The organism is Rhizobium sp. 21-4511-3d (assembly GCF_053522545.1).
This window is the reverse complement of record NZ_JBNWCF010000008.1, coordinates 146,627-163,701: the sequence shown is the minus strand read 5'-3', so window position 1 is coordinate 163,701 and position 17,075 is coordinate 146,627. Positions and strand designations below refer to the sequence as shown.

Genomic DNA, 17,075 nt, shown 5'->3' with positions numbered 1-17,075 from the left:
CCCCGTCGCGCCGGAGAACGTTTAGGCTAGGCAACCGATTCAGTACGAGGAAGCCGCCATGACCAAACGTCTCGAAACGATGATCGACCAGGGCACCGGCCGCATCCCGGCGGACATCGTCCTGAAGGGCGGCCGCTTCTTCGATCTCGTCACCGGCGAACTCGTCGCCTCCGACATCGCCATCTCCGGCGACCGGATCGTCGGCACCTGCGCCGATTATCAGGGCGTCGAGGAGATCGACATCTCCGGCAAGATCGTCGTCCCCGGTTTCATCGACACGCACCTGCACATCGAATCCTCGCTCGTCACCCCGCATGAATTCGACCGCTGCGTCCTGCCCTACGGCGTCACGACGGTGATCTGCGATCCGCACGAGATCGCCAATGTCATCGGCGAGGATGGCATCCGCTTCTTCCTGGATTCCGCGCTCAAGACGATCATGGACATCCGCGTCCAGCTCTCCTCCTGCGTGCCCGCGACCCATCTGGAAACCGCGGGCGCCGATCTGCCGATCGAAAAGCTCCTGCCCTTCCGCGGCCACCCGAAGGTCATCGGCCTCGCCGAATTCATGAATTTCCCGGGCGTCATCCACAAGGACCCGGTCTGCCTCGCCAAGCTCGAAGCGTTCCAGGGCGGCCATATCGATGGCCACGCACCGCTGCTGAGCGGCACCAATCTCAACGGCTATCTCTCAGCCGGCATCCGCACCGAGCATGAATGCACCACCGCCGGGGAAGCGCTGGAAAAGATTCGCAAGGGCATGCATATCCTGGTGCGCGAAGGCTCGGTTTCGAAGGATCTCCACGCCCTGCTGCCAATCATTACCGAGCGTCTCTCGCCCTATCTTGCGCTCTGCACCGACGACCGCAATCCGCTCGATATCGCCGAACAGGGCCATCTCGACTACATGATCCGCACGGCGATCGCCAACGGCGTCGAGCCCCTCGCCGTCTACCGCGCCGCCTCGATCTCCGCCGCCCGCGCCTTCGGTCTCCGCGACCGCGGCCTCGTGGCGCCCGGCTGGCGCGCCGATCTCGTGGTCATCGACAGCCTCGAAAGCTGCAAGGCCGAGATGGTCTTCGCCGCCGGCCGGCGCGTCACCGACGCGCTGTTCGCCACCCGCAAGCCGGTCGCCCCTGTCGGCCTCGACAGCGTCAAGGCGCGCCCCGTCCAGGCCATGCATTTCGGTGTCCCGGTCGCCGAAGGCGAAACGCCGGTCATCGGCGTCATGCCCGGCAAGATCATCACCGAACACCGCCGCTACCGCTTGCCGGTCAAGGGCAACCAGACCGACCTCGATCTCGCAAACGACATCATCAAGGTCGCCGTCATCGAGCGCCACGGCAAGAACGGCAACCACGCCAACGGCTTCGTCCAGGGCTTCGGGCTTAAGAAGGGCGCAATCGCCTCCACCGTCGGTCATGACAGCCACAATATCTGCGTCGTCGGAGTCAACGAGGACGACATGGCGCTTGCGGCAAACCGCCTCGGCGAAATCAAGGGCGGCTTCGTCGTCGTCGAGGACGGCAAGGTGACCGGCGAAATCCCGCTCCCCGTCGCCGGCCTGATGAGCCTCGAGCCCTATGAGAGCGTCCGCGATACGCTGCATCACTTGAGAAAAGCGGCCTATGCCCTTGGAACGACTCTCGAAGAGCCCTTCCTCCAGGTCGCTTTCCTGCCGCTCCCAGTGATCCCGCACCTGAAGATTTCGGATAAGGGGATGGTGGATGTCGATCGGTTCATGCTGATTGGGTGAGTTAACTTGGCGATGCGCAGCAGAACAGCCTTGCTGAAAGCAGATAAAGGTGAACCGTGAGAAGCCTCGAACAGATCAAAAAGGCCGTGCTGGCGCTAGATCAGGGAAAGTTCGACGCATTCTCGAAATGGCTTGAAGCGCTAAAGGCTGAGCGCTGGGATGATCAGATCGAAGCAGATGCGAGATGCGGCAGACTTGATCGCTTTGCTCAAGAGGCACTTGCAGAGCTACAATCACGGAAGACCAATCGGCCATAGAAGGCTCACAGCATGAGCATTTCAGCGACTACCGTCCATTTTGACGAGCACACCATGTGGGTCGCGCTCGACGACGGCCGCACGCTCGGCGTGCCGCTCGCCTGGTTTCCGCGCCTGCTATCGGCAACTGCCGCACAGCGCGCCGCTGTCGAGATCAGCCCGATGGGCCTCCATTGGGATGAACTCGACGAGGACATTTCGATCGAAGGGCTGATCACCGGCCGCGGAGACCAGACGATCAAACGCCCGTCCGCCGCCTGATCAGGCAAGAGCCCCGCAATAGCCGCTGAGCGGCGCAAGCTTGATCGCCCCACCCGACACCTCACCCTTCAACCCCGGCACGGCGACCGCACCGGCGACCTTCACACCCGCAGGCAGTTTGAACTCCGCCGCCTCGCGCGTCAGGTTGAAGACGAAAAGCAGTTTCTCCTCGCCCTTCTGGCGGGTGAAGGCCAGGAGGTCTTGGTTGGTGCCGATGAAGTCCATATCGCCGTCGATGAGGACGGGATGCTCTTTGCGGAATTCGAGCGTCTGGCGGTAATGCGTCAGAACCGAACTGCTGTCCGCCTGTTGCGCATCGACCGACAGCGCTGCCTGCTCATAAGGCACCGGCAGCCAGCTTTTCTCACCCGAGGTGAAGCCGGCATGCGCCTTGGCGGCTTCCCAGGGCATCGGCGTGCGGCATCCGTCGCGGCCCTTGAAGGCCGGCCAGAAGCGGATGCCGTAGGGGTCGCGCAGGTCCTCGAAGGCGAGTTCCGCCTCGGGAAGGCCGAGTTCCTCGCCCTGGTAGAGGCAGATCGAACCGCGCAGCGCCGCCAGAACGGAAATCGCCAGCTTGGCGATGACGGGACGCTCGGCCTCCGTCTTGGCGAAGCGGCTGACATGGCGGTTGACGTCGTGGTTGGAGAAGGCCCAGCAGACCCAGCCGTCCTTCACCATCCGCTGGAAGGTGTCGACGCAATTGCGGATATGCGTGGCGGTGAAATCCGGCCCGAGCAGGTCGAACGTGTAGCACATGTGCAGCTTGTCGCCGCCGCTGACATAGGCGGCCACCGTCTTCAGCGAACGGGCGCCATCGCCCACTTCGCCCACCGTCGTGCGGTCCTCATATTGGTCGAGCAGCGCCCGGAAGCGCTTCAGGAAGTCGATATTCTCCGGCTGCGTCTTGTCGTAGAGGTGATTCTGCATGCCGTAGGGGTTGCTGTCGGGCGCATCGAGCCCGGCGTCGCTCTCGTCCGGCTCGTGCGCAGGGTTGTCGCGCAACAGCTTGTCGCAGAAGTAATAGTTGACCGTATCGAGGCGAAAACCGTCGACGCCACGGTCGAGCCAGAATTTCACCGTCTTCAGCACCGCGTCCTGAACCTCCTTGTTGTGGAAATTGAGGTCGGGCTGCGAGGTCAGGAAGTTGTGCTGATAGTACTGGCGGCGCACGCCGTCCCATTCCCAGCCCGGGCCGCCGAAGATCGACAGCCAGTTGTTCGGCGCCGTGCCGTCGCGCTTCGGATCGGCCCAGACATACCAGTCGGATTTCGGATTGTTGCGGCTTGCCCGGCTCTCGATGAACCACGGATGCTGGTCGGATGTGTGCGAGATCACCTGGTCGATGATGATCTTCAGGCCCAACGCATGCGCCGCCTTCATCATCTCGTCGAAATCCTCGAGCGTCCCGAAGATCGGATCGACATCGCAATAATCCGAGACGTCGTAGCCCATATCGGCCATCGGCGACTTGAAGAAGGGCGACAGCCAGATCGCGTCGACGCCGAGGCTGGCAATATGCGGCAGGCGGCGGGTTATCCCCTTGAGGTCACCGAGACCATCGCCATTCGTATCCTGAAAAGAGCGTGGATAGACCTGATAGATTGCCGCGCCCCGCCACCAGTCCGCCGTCCTGCCTGCCATGAATGCCTTCTCCGAATAGTCTGATTGCAGACAGACTAAAGCCGTGAAAACAAAAAACAACTGCGTTAACAGCCTATTCTGGGGTGGACGCGGAAAGGCAAATTCGCGCCGCATATAGGCTTGTCCACACCCTTAGCGACCCCTCTGCAAGGGGGGTTGCAACGCCAAACCTTTGCGATAAGGTGCGCGTTGACCTGCACGTAACAGGTCAAAACCGGGAACAAATGACTAAAAACAGGCGACAAAGCCTGGAAAGGTGGCCCAACCATGAAGCATATAACGAAAAAAATTCTAGCCTCCGCAATGTTTGGCACATTGCTGGCTTTCTCGGCCCACGCGGCCACGATCAACATCCATAACGGCGGCGACCCGACGTCGCTCGACCCGCAGAAACTCTCCGGCGACTGGGAAAACCGTATCGCCGGCGACATTTTCGAAGGTCTCGTGACCGAAGACGCCAAGGACAATCCGATTCCCGGCCAGGCCGAAAGCTGGAAAGTCTCCGACGACGGCAAGGTCTACACCTTCAAGCTTCGTGACGGCATCAAGTGGTCCGATGGCCAGCCGGTAACGGCCGGAGACTTCGTCTTCGCCTTCCAGCGCCTCGTCGACCCGAAGAACGCCGCCGACTACGCCTACCTGCAGTTCACCATCAAGAACGCCGAAAAGATCAACAAGGGCGAGATCACCGATCTCAACCAGCTCGGCGTCAAGGCAATCGACGACAAGACCCTCGAGATCACCCTCGAAAACCCGACCCCCTACTTCATCAACGCGCTGATGCACTACACGGCCTATCCGCTGCCGAAGCATGTGGTGGAAGCCAAGGGCGCCGACTGGGTGAAGATCGGCAACATCGTCACCAACGGCCCCTACAAGCCGACCGAATGGGTTCCGGGTTCGCACGTCACCACCGTCAAGAACGACCAGTATTACGGTGCCAAGGACCTGAAGATCGATGGCGCCAAGTTCTTCGTTCTCGAAGACCAGGAAGCCGCGCTGAAGCGCTACCGCGCCGGCGAATTCGACATCCTCACGGACTTCCCGACCGACCAGTATGAGTGGATGAAGAAGAACCTGCCGGGCCAGGCGCATGTCGCCCCGTTCTCCGGCCTCTACTATTACGTCATCAATTCGCAGAAGCCGCCCTTCAGCGACAAGCGCGTCCGCCAGGCTCTGTCCATGGCGATCAACCGCGAGGTCATCGGCCCGCAGATCCTCGGCACCGGCGAACTGCCGGCCTATTCCTGGGTCCCGCCGGGCACGGCGAATTACGGCGATCCGGCCTACGTGTCCTGGAAGGATATGCCCTATAAGGACAAGGTCGAAGAAGCCAAGAAGCTGCTCAAGGAAGCAGGCTTCGGCCCGGATCATCCGCTGACCGCCGAGCTCAAGTACAACACCAACGACAACCACAAGCGCATCGCCGTCGCGATCGCCTCCATGTGGAAGCCGCTGGGCGTCAATGTCGAGCTCGTCAATGCCGAAACCAAGGTCCATTACGACCAGCTGCAGCGCGGCGAAGTGCAGATCGGCCGTGCCGGCTGGCTCGCCGACTATAACGATCCGGACAACTTCCTGAACCTGCTCGTCACGGGCGTCCAGATGAACTACGGCCGCTGGTCGAACCCGGAATACGACAAGCTGATCAAGGACGGCAACGCCCAGACCGATCTCACCAAGCGTGCCGAAATGTTCAAGAAGGCCGAGCAGATCGCGCTGGATGATTCCGCCGCGCTGCCGATCTACTATTACGTTTCCAAGAACGTCGTTTCGCCCAAGATCGAGGGCTTCGTCGATAACGTCCAGGACATCCACCGCACCCGCTGGCTGTCGATGAAAGAATAAGGGAAAACGGCCCCTTCCGCGCTTTGCGGAAGGGGCCGGTTCACGATCATGATCAAATATGCACTCCGTCGATTGCTGTCGACGATCCCCGTCCTGTGGATCGCCGTCACAGCCTGTTTTTTCGTTTTGCGCCTTGCCCCCGGCGGCCCCTTCGATGGCGAAAGGCCATTGCCGCCGGTGATCCTGAAGAACCTGGCCGTCCACTACAATCTGGATAAGCCGCTGGTTCAGCAATACCTCATCTATGTGGGCGACCTCCTGAGAGGCGACCTCGGCCCGTCATTTGCCAGCGAAGACTTCACCGTCGCGCAGCAGATCATGATCGGCCTGCCCTATACCTTCACCATCGGCACCGCTGCCTTCCTCGTCGCCATTATCGTCGGCGTCTTCGTCGGCTGTCTTGGGGCGCTCTATCAGAACAAGACGCCGGACTACATTCTGGGCGCCCTGATCCTGGTAGGCGTCGTTCTGCCGAACTTTCTGATCGCGCCGATCCTGCAGCTGGTCTTCGGCATCCATCTCGCCTGGCTGCCGGTCGGCGGCTGGGGTGACGGCTCGCTGAAATTCCTCGTCCTGCCCGTCGTCGTGCTGGCGCTGCCGCATGCTGGGCGCATCTCGCGCATCACCCGCGGTTCGATGATCGAGGTGATGGGCCAGAACTATATCCGCACCGCCAAGGCCAAGGGCATCGGCCCGCGCCTGACGATCATGCGCCATGCGCTGAAGCCCGCCATGATGCCCGTCGTCTCCTATCTCGGCCCGGCGGCCAGTTATCTTCTCACCGGCTCGCTGGTTGTCGAAAGCGTCTTCGGACTGCCCGGCATCGGCCGCTATTTCATCAACGCAGCGCTCAATCGCGACTACGGCATGGTTCTCGGCACGGTCATCTTCTACATGGTGCTGATCGTCTTTTTGAACCTTCTCGTCGACATCGCCTATGCGTGGCTCGATCCGAAAGTGAGAAACCGATGATCCTCAATCCTGCCAAACGCGAATTGCTGGCAGCCGAGCTGCTGGAGGCCGAAGGCCTTGCGCCCGAGGGGCGCTCGCTCACCAGGGATGCGTTGCGCCGCCTGTCGCGCAACAAGGCCGCGGTCGTCTCGATCGTCGTCCTCGTCCTCCTGATCCTCGTCGCCTTCGCCGGGCCCTGGTTCATTCCCTACAACTACGAGGATCCGGATTGGGCAGCTTTCCGCATCCCGCCGTCCTTCGAAACCGGCCACTATTTCGGCACCGACCCGAATGGCCGCGACTTGCTGGCACGCGTGCTCTACGGCACCCGCATCTCGCTTGCCGTCGCCTTCACCGCCACGCTGGTCTCCGTCGTCATCGGCGTGCTCTACGGCGCCATCTCCGGCTATATCGGCGGCAGGCTGGATTCGATCATGATGCGCTTCGTCGACATCATGTACGCCTTCCCCTACATCCTCTTCGTCATCCTGCTGATGGTCATCTTCGGCCGCAACGTCTACCTGCTCTTTGCAGCGATCGGCGCGCTCGAATGGCTGACCATGGCCCGTATCGTCCGCGGCCAGACGCTGTCGATCAAGCACCGCGAGTTCATCGAGGCCGCACGTGCCTCCGGCCAGCGGCCGCTCAAGATCATCATCAAGCACATCATCCCGAACCTGATCGGCCCTGTCGTGATCTTCGCGGCACTCACCGTCCCCGAAATCATCGCCACGGAGAGCTTCCTCTCCTATCTCGGCTTCGGCGTTCAGGAGCCGCTGACCTCGCTTGGCACGCTGATTGCGGAAGGCACAGATGCCATGGAAAGCATGCCATGGCTGTTGATCTTCCCGGCCTGCTTCCTCGTCGCCCTGCTGCTCAGCCTGCTGTTCATCGGCGATGGCCTGCGCGATGCGTTCGACCCGAAGGATCGCTGACATGTCCCAGCAACCACAAGAAACCCTTCTCGAACTGAAAGACTATTCGATCACCTTCGAGACCCCGGATGGCCAGGTGAAGGCCGTCTCCGGCATGAACCTGACGATCAAGCGTGGCGAACGCGTCGCGATCGTCGGCGAATCCGGTTCCGGCAAGAGCCAGACCTTCCTCGGCGTCATGGGCCTGCTCGCCAAGAACGGCCGCACCACCGGCCAGGCCCTGCTCGAGGGCAAGGACGTCCTGGCGCTGAAGCCGAAGGAGCTCGACCATGTCCGCGGCAAGGACATGGCGATGGTCTTCCAGGACCCGATGACCGCCTTGAATCCGTCTCTGAGGATTTCCCGGCAACTGACGGAACAGCTTGAAGTTCACCGCGGCTACACGGCGCGCGCGGCCTCAGCCGAAGCGCTCGATATGCTGAAGCGTGTCGGCATTCCTGATCCGACGAGGCGCTTCAACCTCTATCCGCACGAGCTCTCCGGCGGCATGCGCCAGCGCATCGTCATCGCCATGGCGCTGCTGACCAAGCCGAAGCTCCTGATTGCCGACGAGCCGACGACGGCGCTCGACGTCACCATCCAGGCGCAGATCCTCGATCTCTTCAACGATCTGACCTCGGAGATGAATACGGCGCTGGTGATGATCACCCACGACCTCGGCGTCGTTGCCGGCCTCGCCGATCGCGTCGCCGTCATGTATGCCGGCCGCATCGTCGAGGAAGCCCCGGTCGACGAACTCTTCGAAAACCCGGCGCATCCCTATACCGCAGCACTGCACGCCTCGATCCCGCGTCCGGATCAGGATGTCGACGATCTCGTCGTCATCCCCGGCCGGCCGCCGAACCTGCAGCACCTGCCGAAGGGCTGCAATTTCTCGCCGCGCTGTTCACAGGTCCAGGACGATTGCATCGACCGGCCGCCGTCGCTCGAAACGCTGGCGCCGCGCCATTGCGCCGCCTGCTTCCACCCCTTCCCGCGCCGCGAGGAGCTGATGATCCATGGCTGACCGTTCCCTGCTTCGGGTCGAAAACCTGACGACCCAGTTCGAACTGCCCGCCAAGGGCTTCTTCAAGCCGCCGGTCATGCTGACGGCAGTCAACAATGTGAGCTTCGACCTCAAGGAAGGCCGCACGCTCGGCATCGTCGGCGAATCCGGTTGTGGCAAGTCCACGCTCGGCCGCTCGATCCTGCGCCTGCTGACCTCCCAGAAGGGCCGCATCCTCTGGCAGGGCCGCAACCTGCTCGATCTCTCCGAAGAAGAAATGCGCGCCGCACGCCGCGACATGCAGATCATCTTCCAGGATCCGATCGCCTCGCTCGATCCGCGCATGACGGTGGGCGATATCATCGCCGAACCGCTGACCGTGTTCGAGCCGAAGCTCTCCAAGGCCCAGCGCCTGGAGCGCGTCCGCGAGATCATGAGTGCCGTCGGCCTCGTGCCGGAAATGATCAACCGCTACCCGCACGAGTTTTCGGGCGGCCAGGCGCAGCGTATCGGCATTGCCCGCGCCGTCGTCACCAAGCCGAAGCTGATCATCTGCGACGAGCCGGTCTCGGCCCTCGATGTCTCGATCCAGGGCCAGGTCATCACGCTCCTGCGCAAGCTGCGCAAGGAGTTCGGCCTGACGCTGATCTTCATCAGCCACGACCTCTCGGTCGTGCGCCTGATCTCGGATGACGTGCTGGTCCTCTATCTCGGCAAGGTGGTCGAAGCCGGCGATTGCGCCACGGTCTTCGAAAACCCGGCGCATCCCTATACGCAGGCGCTGTTCTCGGCGGCCCCGATCCCGGATCCGAAGCTCGCCCGCCAGCGCAAGCGCATCCTGCTGCAGGGCGATCCGCCCTCGCCGCTGAACCCGCCGAAGGGCTGCGTCTTCTCGCCCCGCTGCTGGAAGGCGACCGACATCTGTCGCACGGAAATGCCGCCGACAGAGCAGGTCCGGCCGAACCAGACGGCCGCCTGCTACCACATGGATCGCTGATATCGCGTCCGCCCTGGCGGCTGCTGCGCGCAACACGCGGCATGCTCCAGTGCATGCCCCGGAGCGGAACAATTTTCGCTCCGGGGCAGTTCCTCCTCCGTAAAACGACATGTTCCGGGTCTTGGTAGGGCTCCGAAATGGAGGAAAACATGCTGAAACTCATCTCCAATGCCGGCCTGGCGCTGGCTCTCACCCTCGGCAGCGTCGCGCTGCCCGTCAGCTTTGCGCAGGCGCAGGACGTCCAGTTCCGCATCGGCCCCGATGGTGTGCGCATCTACGACCGTGACAGGGATCGCGACCGCTATGGCGACCGCGATTTCCGCCGCGGCTGCAGCCCGCGCGAGGCCGTCTACGCCGCCCGCGACGCCGGCTTCCGCCGCGCCGAAGTGGTCCGCGTCACCGATCGCAGCGTCACCGTCCGCGGCTGGACGCGCGGCGGCCCGGACCGCATCACCTTCGCCAACCGCCGCGGTTGCCCGGAAATCGGCTAAGCCCCGAGAAGATGCGAGAGAATACGGACGGCCCGCTCAAAGCGGGCCGTTTGCGCGTTCTGTGCGCTTGCCACCCCAGGGATGGCTTGCCACCCCGGTCCGCTGCGCGTAAGCAGCAGACGCTTGAGATTTCCGGGAGGCTGATTTGAGCGGACGCTTTCTTTCGATCGGTGAATGCATGGTGGAGCTGTCGCAGGCTGGTGACGGCCTGCTGAGAAAAGGCTTTGCCGGCGATACGCTGAACACCGCCTGGTATGCCCGCGCCTGCATGCCCTCCTCCTGGACCGTCGATTATTTCACCGCACTCGGCGATGACGCCATGTCCGACGAGATGGCCGCCTTTTTCGACAGTCACGGCATCGGCACCTCCTATATCCGCCGCATCAAGGGCAAGGCGCCCGGCCTCTACATGATCAACCTCAGGAACGGCGAGCGCTCCTTCAGCTACTGGCGCGACAGCTCCGCCGCCAAGCAGCTCGCCGCCGATCCCGATTATCTGCGAGAGGCGGTCGAAGCCTCCGATGTCGTCTATTTCTCCGGCATCACGCTTGCCATCCTGCCGCGCGAGGACGTCGACACCCTGCTCGCCGAAACCCGCCGCGCCAAGGCCGCCGGAAAATTCGTGGTCTTCGACCCGAACATCCGCCCGCGCCTCTGGTCGAGCTATGACGTGATGCATACCGTCATCAGCGAGGGCGCCCGCTCCTCGACGCTGGTGATGCCGAGCTTCGACGACGAGGCCTCGCATTTCGGCGACGATTCGATCGAGGCGACGATCCAGCGCTACCGCGCCCTCGGCGCTCCCAACATCGTCGTCAAGAACGGCGCCGACGGCGCGACCCTCGATTTCGAAGGCAATCGCTCGCTCGTGCCCGCCGAAAAGGTCGAGACCGTCGTCGACACGACCAGCGCCGGCGACAGCTTCAACGGCTCCTTCCTGGCCAAGTACCTGGAAACCAGAGACGCCGAACAAAGCGCCCGGTTCGCCGCCAAAGTCGCCGCCCGCGTCGTCAGCGAGCACGGCGCACTGGTGCCGAAGGACAAGCTCGGGCTCTGAGAGAGCACGTCCACAGCCCTGTAATAAATCCATCACGGAGAAGCCTCAAAATAGGAGGCACGCGGGAATCGGCTTGCTGTCCCCGCCTGGGGTCGTGTCCGCCGAAGCCGGCGGCCTGGATGGAAACGGGATATGCTTCAACATCCTTCGAAGAGCCTGACCGGCGAGAGCTGGGCGAATGCCGCCCCGGGCGCGGTGCCTGAGCGGCTTGTCATCGTCACCGATGCCTGGCATCCGCAGGTCAATGGCGTCGTGCGCTCAATCGAGAACACCAATCGCGAGCTCGCCCGGATGGGCGTCGATGTCTCGATGGTGACGCCGGAGCGGTTCAACAGCATTCCCTGCCCGACCTATCCCGAGATCCGCCTGTCGATCACCAGCTACCGCCGCGTCGCCCGCGAGATCGAAAAACACAAGCCATCCTACGTCCACATCGCCACTGAAGGCCCGCTCGGGCTGACGGCGCGGCGCTGGTGCCTGAAGAACCGCATGCCCTTCTCCACCAGCTATCACACCCGCTTCCCGGAATATGTCTCGGCCCGCCTGCCGTTGCCGAAGAGCTGGCTCTATGCCTTCGTCAAATGGTTCCACAATTCCGGCGCCGGTTGCATGGTGGCGACGCCGAGCCTGGCGCGCGAACTCTCGGAAAAAGGCATCCGTAACCTGATGCCCTGGAGCCGCGGCATCGACGCCTCGCAGTTCCATCCGGCCGAACTCGAGGAAAAGCCCTTCGGTCTGCAGCGCCCCGTCTTCATGACCGTCGGCCGCGTCGCACTCGAAAAGAACCTCCCAGCCTTCCTCGATCTCGATCTCCCCGGCTCAAAGGTCGTCGTCGGTGATGGCCCGGCGCGCGCCGAGCTTTCCAAGCGCTATCCCGACGTGCTCTTCACCGGTTTGAAATTCGGCACTGAACTGGCCGATATCTACGCCCAGGCCGACGTCTTCGTCTTCCCGTCGCTGACCGATACCTTCGGCAACACGATCCTCGAGGCGCTGGCATCCGGCGTTCCGGTCGCGGCTTACCCGGTCACCGGTCCGCTCGACATCATCGGAGACGAAGGCGAAGTCGGCGCATTGGACGAGGACCTGCGCGCCGCGTGCCTTGCGGCCCTTTCCGCCTCGCGTGACAAGGCCCGCGAACTGGCGCTCACCTATTCCTGGGAAGCGGCGACACAGCAGTTCATCAACAACATCCGCGCCGCCAACGGCGTCATCGCCCCGAAATGGAAGCGCGCCTGGCAATATGCCAAGACGCTACCACGCAGAAAGGCCGGCGATGCCGCCGGCCCGATGAAATCTGGCGCCTGATGCCGCTTACTGGTGCAGCGCTGCCCGCAGCGTATCGCTGGCAAGCTTGATCGCACCGCGCACCGCGGGTGTTTCGCTGATGGCGTTCAGCAGTACGAAGTCATGGATGGTCCCGTTGAAGCGGACCGACGTGACCCTGACGCCTGCCTGGCTGAGCTTGCGGCCATAGGCCTCGCCCTCGTCGCGCAGCACGTCGTTCTCATCGGTGATGATCAGTGCCGGCGGCAGGCCGTTCAGCTGCTCGAGCGAAGCCTGTAGCGGCGAAGCGGTCGGCTCCTTGCGCTTGGCTTCATCAGGCAGGTAGGCGTTCCAGAACCACTTCATCGCATCCTTGGTGAGCCACGGACCATTGGCGAACTGGTTGTAGGAGCCGGTCTCGAAATTGGCGTCGGTCACCGGATAGAACATCACCTGCTGATCGATGGCGGGGCCACCGCGTTCCTTGGCCATCAGCGTCACCGCAGCCGTCATGTTGCCGCCGACGCTGTCACCTGCGACTGCCAGGCGGCTGGCATCAACCTTGAACTGCTTGGCATGCTCGGCGACATATTTGGTCGCCGCATAGGCCTGCTCGATGGCGATGGGATAGCGGGCCTCGGGCGACCGCTCGTAATCGACGAAGACAACAGCGGCATCGGCGCCATTGGCAATCTCGCGGACCAGCCGGTCATGCGTATCCGCGTCGCCGAGCACCCAGCCGCCGCCGTGGAAATACATCACGACAGGCAGCGTGCCCTTGGCATGGGCAGGACGCACGATACGCAGCTTGATCTCGCCGGTCGGACCAGCCTTGATCGTCAGGTTCTCTTCCTGTGCCGCGAGCTTCTTGACGTCACCTTTCTGAGCGCCGGCCAGCACGTTGCGGGCATCGGCCGGCGAGAGTGTGTAGATCGGCTTGGAACCAGCCAGCGCATCGATGAACTTCTGGGTCGCCGGTTCCAGAACCGGGTCGGCAGCGGCGCCGAGCGTCGTGGCTGCCAGGATGGTTGCTGCGGAAAGTGCGGTCTTGATGGTCGACATCGTCTTGTCCTCTTCGGTTGCGGTTCGTCGTGAACACGGTTTTTATATCGCGCACGATTATTTATCTCACAATCAAAATTGACGCATAGCCGGCATGCGAAATAAGCGCTTGCGATTAGTTATCGCGCGATATAAATTCATCCGGTTCTGGAGATGCCCACATGAGTGACGACCTGAAACTCGAAAATTTCATCTGCTTTGCCATGTACACGGCAAACCACGCGATGAACCGCGTCTATAAGCCCCTGCTCGACGAGCTCGGCCTCACCTACCCGCAATATCTCGTCATGGTGGCGCTATGGGAAGAAGACGGCCAGACCGTCGGCGGCATCGGCGACAAGCTGTTTCTGGAATCGAGCACGCTGACGCCGCTGTTGAAGCGCCTGGAAGCCGCCGGCCTCATCCGCCGCGAGCGCAGCAAGGAAGACGAACGCGTCGTCGTCATCAGGCTCAGCGATGAGGGCAAGGCCTTGAAAACCAAGGCGGCAACGGTGCCGAACTGCATCGTCGATGCGACCGGCAGCGAATTCGATCAGCTGAAACGGCTACGGGCCGAGATCATTGCGCTGAGGGATGCACTGAACAAGAGTGCGGCCTGACGGCGAGCGAAGCCGCAGCCCGGTGAAAGGCTGCGTGCTGCAATTCTGACGGCGGACCCTACGTCCGCCGCTTCTTCCCCTCGAAGGGGTTTTCCTTCTCGCGGTAGTGGATGCGGATCGGCACGCTCGGCATGTCGAAGTCGACGCGCAGGCTGTTGATCAGGTAGCGCGTGTAGGATTCCGGCAGGGCGTCGGAGCGCGTGCAGGAGATCATGAAGGCCGGCGGGCGGGCCTTGACCTGCGTCATGTACTTGAGCTTCAGGCGGCGGCCGGAGACGGCGGGCGGCGGATGCTGGACCTGCTGCTGCTCGAGCCAGCGGTTGAGCTTGGCGGTCGAGATGCGCTTGTTCCACACCTTGTCGGTGTCGATGATCGACTGCATCAGCTTGTCGAGGCCGCGGCCGGTCTGGCCGGAGATCGGCACGGCGCGGATGCCGCGGGCCTGCGGCAGCAGCCGGTCGGTCTTTTCGCGCAGATCGGCAAGCACGGCCTGCTGGTCCTCGATCATGTCCCACTTGTTGAAGGCGAGAACGGCAGCGCGTCCCTCGCGCAGCACCAGATCGACGATGTGCAGGTCCTGCTTCTCGAAGGGGATCGTCGCATCGAAGACGATGACGACAAGTTCGGCAAAGCGGATGGCCCGCAGCGTATCGGCAACCGAAAGCTTCTCGAGCTTCTCGATAACCTTCGCCTTGCGGCGCATGCCCGCCGTATCGAACATCTTGATGGTGCGGCCGCGCCAGTCCCACTCGACCGAGATGGAATCGCGGGTGATGCCCGCTTCCGGCCCGGTCAGGAGACGGTCTTCGCCGAGGAAGCGGTTGATCAGGGTCGACTTGCCGGCATTCGGACGGCCGACGATCGCCACCCGCAGCGGCTTCGTGTCGTCGTATTCCGGCTCGTAATCCTCGTCTTCTTCCAGCTCGTGGCGGATGTCGACATTGGTTTCGGCAACGTCTTCCTTCGGCGGATAGGCGCGGTCCTTGCCGATCGCCTCGACGATGGCGTCGCGCAGATCGAGCATGCCCTGCCCGTGTTCGGCCGAGATCGGCGTCGGTTCGCCGAGGCCGAGCGTGAAGGCATCATAGAAGCCACCATCGGAACCGCGCGCTTCGGACTTGTTGGCGACGAGTACGACCGGCTTGCCGCGACGGCGCAGCATCTCCGCCAGGTCCTTGTCGACGGGCGTCAGGCCGGTCTTGGCATCGACGACGAAGAGTGAAAGATCCGCCTCGTCGATCGCTGCTTCCGTCTGCGCGCGCATGCGGCCCTGCAGGCTCTCCTCGTCGGCCTCTTCGAGACCGGCGGTATCGATGATCGTGAAATTGAGACCCATCAGCCGCGCGTCGCCCGGACGGCGGTCGCGGGTAACGCCTGGCGTGTCATCGACAAGCGCCAGCTTCTTCCCAACCAGGCGGTTGAAAAGCGTCGACTTGCCGACATTCGGGCGACCGACGATGGCGACCGTAAAGCTCATCAGGTTTCCTTAAACTCAGCCCTGTGCGGCAGGCGCCTTGCCAGACGCAGTGATGTTATCAAGCATCATCTGCGCGCGGTTGGCAACATTGCGCGGGCTCGCGGCATCTTCGGTGATCTGGGTGAACCAGGTGCGGGCCTGCGCCATATTCCCGGCCTTGTAGGCGGCAATGCCGAGCGCTTCGCGGGCCGAATGGCGGAAGGCGTTGGCGGGGATCGCCATCTCTTCCAGCTCGGCAACGACCTGGTCATAGGTGCCGGTATCGATCAGCATCCAGCCGGCGCGCAGCTTGGCAGCGTTGCGGACGGCTTCCGGAACCGACTGGTCCTTGCCGATCGTCTGGAAAGCGGCACCGGCATTGTCGCCCTTGGCGGCGAGCACGGTGGCTGCGCGCATGCGGGCGAGAACCGGATAGGCGCCATGGCCTTCCTTCTCCAGCTTGTCGAGAGCGGCCAGCGCCTCGTCATTCTTGTTCTCGTCGGCGAGCTTCATCGCCGCCAGGAACTGGTCGCCGGTGCTGGAAGACGCATTGTCGTCCCAGTACTGGTAGACCTTGTAGCCGACGGTGCCGAGAACGATCAGGACGGCGAGCGCAATCAGGTAGCGGCCAAAGCGGCGCCATGCGCCCTTCATCTGGTCGGAACGCAGTTCCTCATTGACTTCACGAATGAAGCTGTCGTCGTTGAATGCCATTCTCGTCTCCGGCAGGGAAAGCCCAATTCATGCGTTTTCGCATATTGTTGGGCCTTCTACTCCATTTTGCGGCCGATGTAAGGGGGATATCTGAGATTCCTCAGGAAGCAAGCATCGGCAGCGGCGCGACGCCGATCAGCCATTCATGCACGCGCCAGATCATCAACGCCCAGACGATGACGCCGATGACGACGGCATAGAGGTCGTATTTCGCCGAAACGAAGACCGGCAGCGTGATCTCGCCGCGGCGCAGACGGCGATTCAGCGAGATGCGCAGGATGACGCCCCAGGCGAGGAAAGCGGCGAACAGCAGCACCGAATAGGCCTCGCCGTTCGAGAAGAGATGCGCCAGCGCCCAGATCTTCACCGAAAGCACCACCGGGTGCTTGGCCTTTGATCGGATATGGCCCGCCGGCAGGAAGCCGGCGACGAAACAGATGACGGCGATCAGCATCAGCGTCACCGTCAGATGCGCCATGCCGGCAGGCGGATTGTAGAGCATGCCGATCGGCTCGCTGCGCGCGGCGGCGAAGGCATAGGCAACGAAGACGAGCGTCAGGATGCTGGCGATCGAATGGAAGGCGATCCAGACCGGCTTGCCGAACTTGTCGATCATCGCCAGCCGGAAGCCTGGCACCACGACGCGGATAAGATGAAGGCCGAGAAAGAGAACAAGACTTAAGGCAAGCAAAGCCATGATGATATTCCTGATCGATAACTAACAATGTTCGATACCGGCTGGGCGGGAAAAATGCCAGCGAGACCGCAGCTTCGCCGCAATTCTGTAACAGGAAAGCCG

Annotated in this window: 17 protein-coding genes; 12 read left to right on the top strand and 5 right to left on the bottom strand. The window is 62.6% G+C overall.

Annotation, left to right across the window (positions count from 1 at the left end; genetic code table 11):
- The first annotated feature begins 58 nt into the window (after nt 1-58).
- From ade to ACQZ5H_RS18775, 3 genes are read left to right on the top strand one after another with little or no spacing between them, the layout of a single operon-like run.
- Nucleotides 59-1,756, top strand: coding sequence for an adenine deaminase (gene ade / locus ACQZ5H_RS18785; RefSeq protein WP_449098695.1), 1,698 nt, complete (start codon nt 59-61; stop codon nt 1,754-1,756).
- A gap of 56 nt (nt 1,757-1,812) precedes the next feature.
- Entirely contained in the window at nt 1,813-2,013 is a 201-nt protein-coding gene (locus tag ACQZ5H_RS18780; RefSeq protein ID WP_449098694.1) for a hypothetical protein, read from the top strand.
- A gap of 12 nt (nt 2,014-2,025) precedes the next feature.
- Nucleotides 2,026-2,274, top strand: coding sequence for a DUF2442 domain-containing protein (locus ACQZ5H_RS18775; RefSeq protein ID WP_449098693.1), 249 nt, complete (start codon nt 2,026-2,028; stop codon nt 2,272-2,274).
- Here ACQZ5H_RS18775 and bglA read toward each other — a convergent pair whose 3' ends face one another.
- Entirely contained in the window at nt 2,275-3,915 is a 1,641-nt protein-coding gene (gene bglA / locus ACQZ5H_RS18770; RefSeq protein WP_449098692.1) for a beta-galactosidase BglA, read from the bottom strand. It abuts the gene before it with no gap.
- Between the two features lie 267 nt (nt 3,916-4,182).
- Between bglA and ACQZ5H_RS18765 the strand changes: the two genes are divergently transcribed.
- The 8 genes from ACQZ5H_RS18765 to ACQZ5H_RS18730 all read left to right on the top strand — a co-directional run bounded on the left by ACQZ5H_RS18765 (nt 4,183) and on the right by ACQZ5H_RS18730 (nt 12,487).
- Complete coding sequence (locus ACQZ5H_RS18765) at nt 4,183-5,763, top strand: peptide ABC transporter substrate-binding protein (RefSeq protein ID WP_449098691.1); 1,581 nt, start codon at nt 4,183-4,185, stop codon at nt 5,761-5,763.
- Nucleotides 5,764-5,811: 48 nt separating this feature from the next.
- Nucleotides 5,812-6,735, top strand: a complete 924-nt coding sequence (locus ACQZ5H_RS18760; RefSeq protein ID WP_112719417.1) for an ABC transporter permease subunit — start codon at nt 5,812-5,814, stop codon at nt 6,733-6,735.
- Nucleotides 6,732-7,649: an ABC transporter permease gene (locus ACQZ5H_RS18755; protein WP_130277771.1), complete on the top strand. Its 918-nt coding sequence runs from the start codon at nt 6,732-6,734 to the stop codon at nt 7,647-7,649. The genes ACQZ5H_RS18760 and ACQZ5H_RS18755 overlap by 4 nt, the downstream gene beginning before the upstream one ends.
- Nucleotide 7,650: 1 nt before the next feature.
- A complete protein-coding gene (locus tag ACQZ5H_RS18750) occupies nt 7,651-8,655 on the top strand; it encodes an ABC transporter ATP-binding protein (RefSeq protein ID WP_112719419.1) in 1,005 nt (334 codons plus the stop codon).
- Complete coding sequence (locus ACQZ5H_RS18745) at nt 8,648-9,631, top strand: ABC transporter ATP-binding protein (protein WP_199627274.1); 984 nt, start codon at nt 8,648-8,650, stop codon at nt 9,629-9,631. The genes ACQZ5H_RS18750 and ACQZ5H_RS18745 overlap by 8 nt, the downstream gene beginning before the upstream one ends.
- 149 nt (nt 9,632-9,780) lie before the next feature.
- Nucleotides 9,781-10,122 (top strand): hypothetical protein, encoded by a 342-nt coding sequence (locus tag ACQZ5H_RS18740; protein ID WP_112719421.1) that lies wholly within the window; start codon nt 9,781-9,783, stop codon nt 10,120-10,122.
- Nucleotides 10,123-10,267: 145 nt separating this feature from the next.
- Nucleotides 10,268-11,179 (top strand): sugar kinase, encoded by a 912-nt coding sequence (locus ACQZ5H_RS18735; protein WP_130277768.1) that lies wholly within the window; start codon nt 10,268-10,270, stop codon nt 11,177-11,179.
- 132 nt (nt 11,180-11,311) lie between these two features.
- Nucleotides 11,312-12,487, top strand: coding sequence for a glycosyltransferase family 4 protein (locus ACQZ5H_RS18730; RefSeq protein ID WP_112719423.1), 1,176 nt, complete (start codon nt 11,312-11,314; stop codon nt 12,485-12,487).
- Nucleotides 12,488-12,493: 6 nt separating this feature from the next.
- Here ACQZ5H_RS18730 and ACQZ5H_RS18725 read toward each other — a convergent pair whose 3' ends face one another.
- Nucleotides 12,494-13,507: an alpha/beta hydrolase gene (locus ACQZ5H_RS18725; RefSeq protein WP_449098690.1), complete on the bottom strand. Its 1,014-nt coding sequence runs from the start codon at nt 13,505-13,507 to the stop codon at nt 12,494-12,496.
- A 161-nt stretch (nt 13,508-13,668) separates the two neighbouring features.
- On the opposite strand from ACQZ5H_RS18725, the gene ACQZ5H_RS18720 reads away from it, so the two are divergent.
- The gene (locus ACQZ5H_RS18720; protein ID WP_112719425.1) at nt 13,669-14,106 is read left to right on the top strand and encodes a MarR family winged helix-turn-helix transcriptional regulator; all 438 of its coding nucleotides are present in this window, start codon (nt 13,669-13,671) and stop codon (nt 14,104-14,106) included.
- Nucleotides 14,107-14,164: 58 nt separating this feature from the next.
- Here ACQZ5H_RS18720 and der read toward each other — a convergent pair whose 3' ends face one another.
- The 3 genes from der to ACQZ5H_RS18705 form a co-directional block, all read right to left on the bottom strand.
- A complete protein-coding gene (gene der, locus ACQZ5H_RS18715) occupies nt 14,165-15,583 on the bottom strand; it encodes a ribosome biogenesis GTPase Der (RefSeq protein ID WP_130277765.1) in 1,419 nt (472 codons plus the stop codon).
- 15 nt (nt 15,584-15,598) lie between these two features.
- Entirely contained in the window at nt 15,599-16,276 is a 678-nt protein-coding gene (locus tag ACQZ5H_RS18710) for a tetratricopeptide repeat protein (protein ID WP_449098689.1), read from the bottom strand.
- 100 nt (nt 16,277-16,376) lie between these two features.
- Nucleotides 16,377-16,973, bottom strand: coding sequence for an NnrU family protein (locus ACQZ5H_RS18705; RefSeq protein WP_449098688.1), 597 nt, complete (start codon nt 16,971-16,973; stop codon nt 16,377-16,379).
- Nucleotides 16,974-17,075 lie beyond the last annotated feature (102 nt).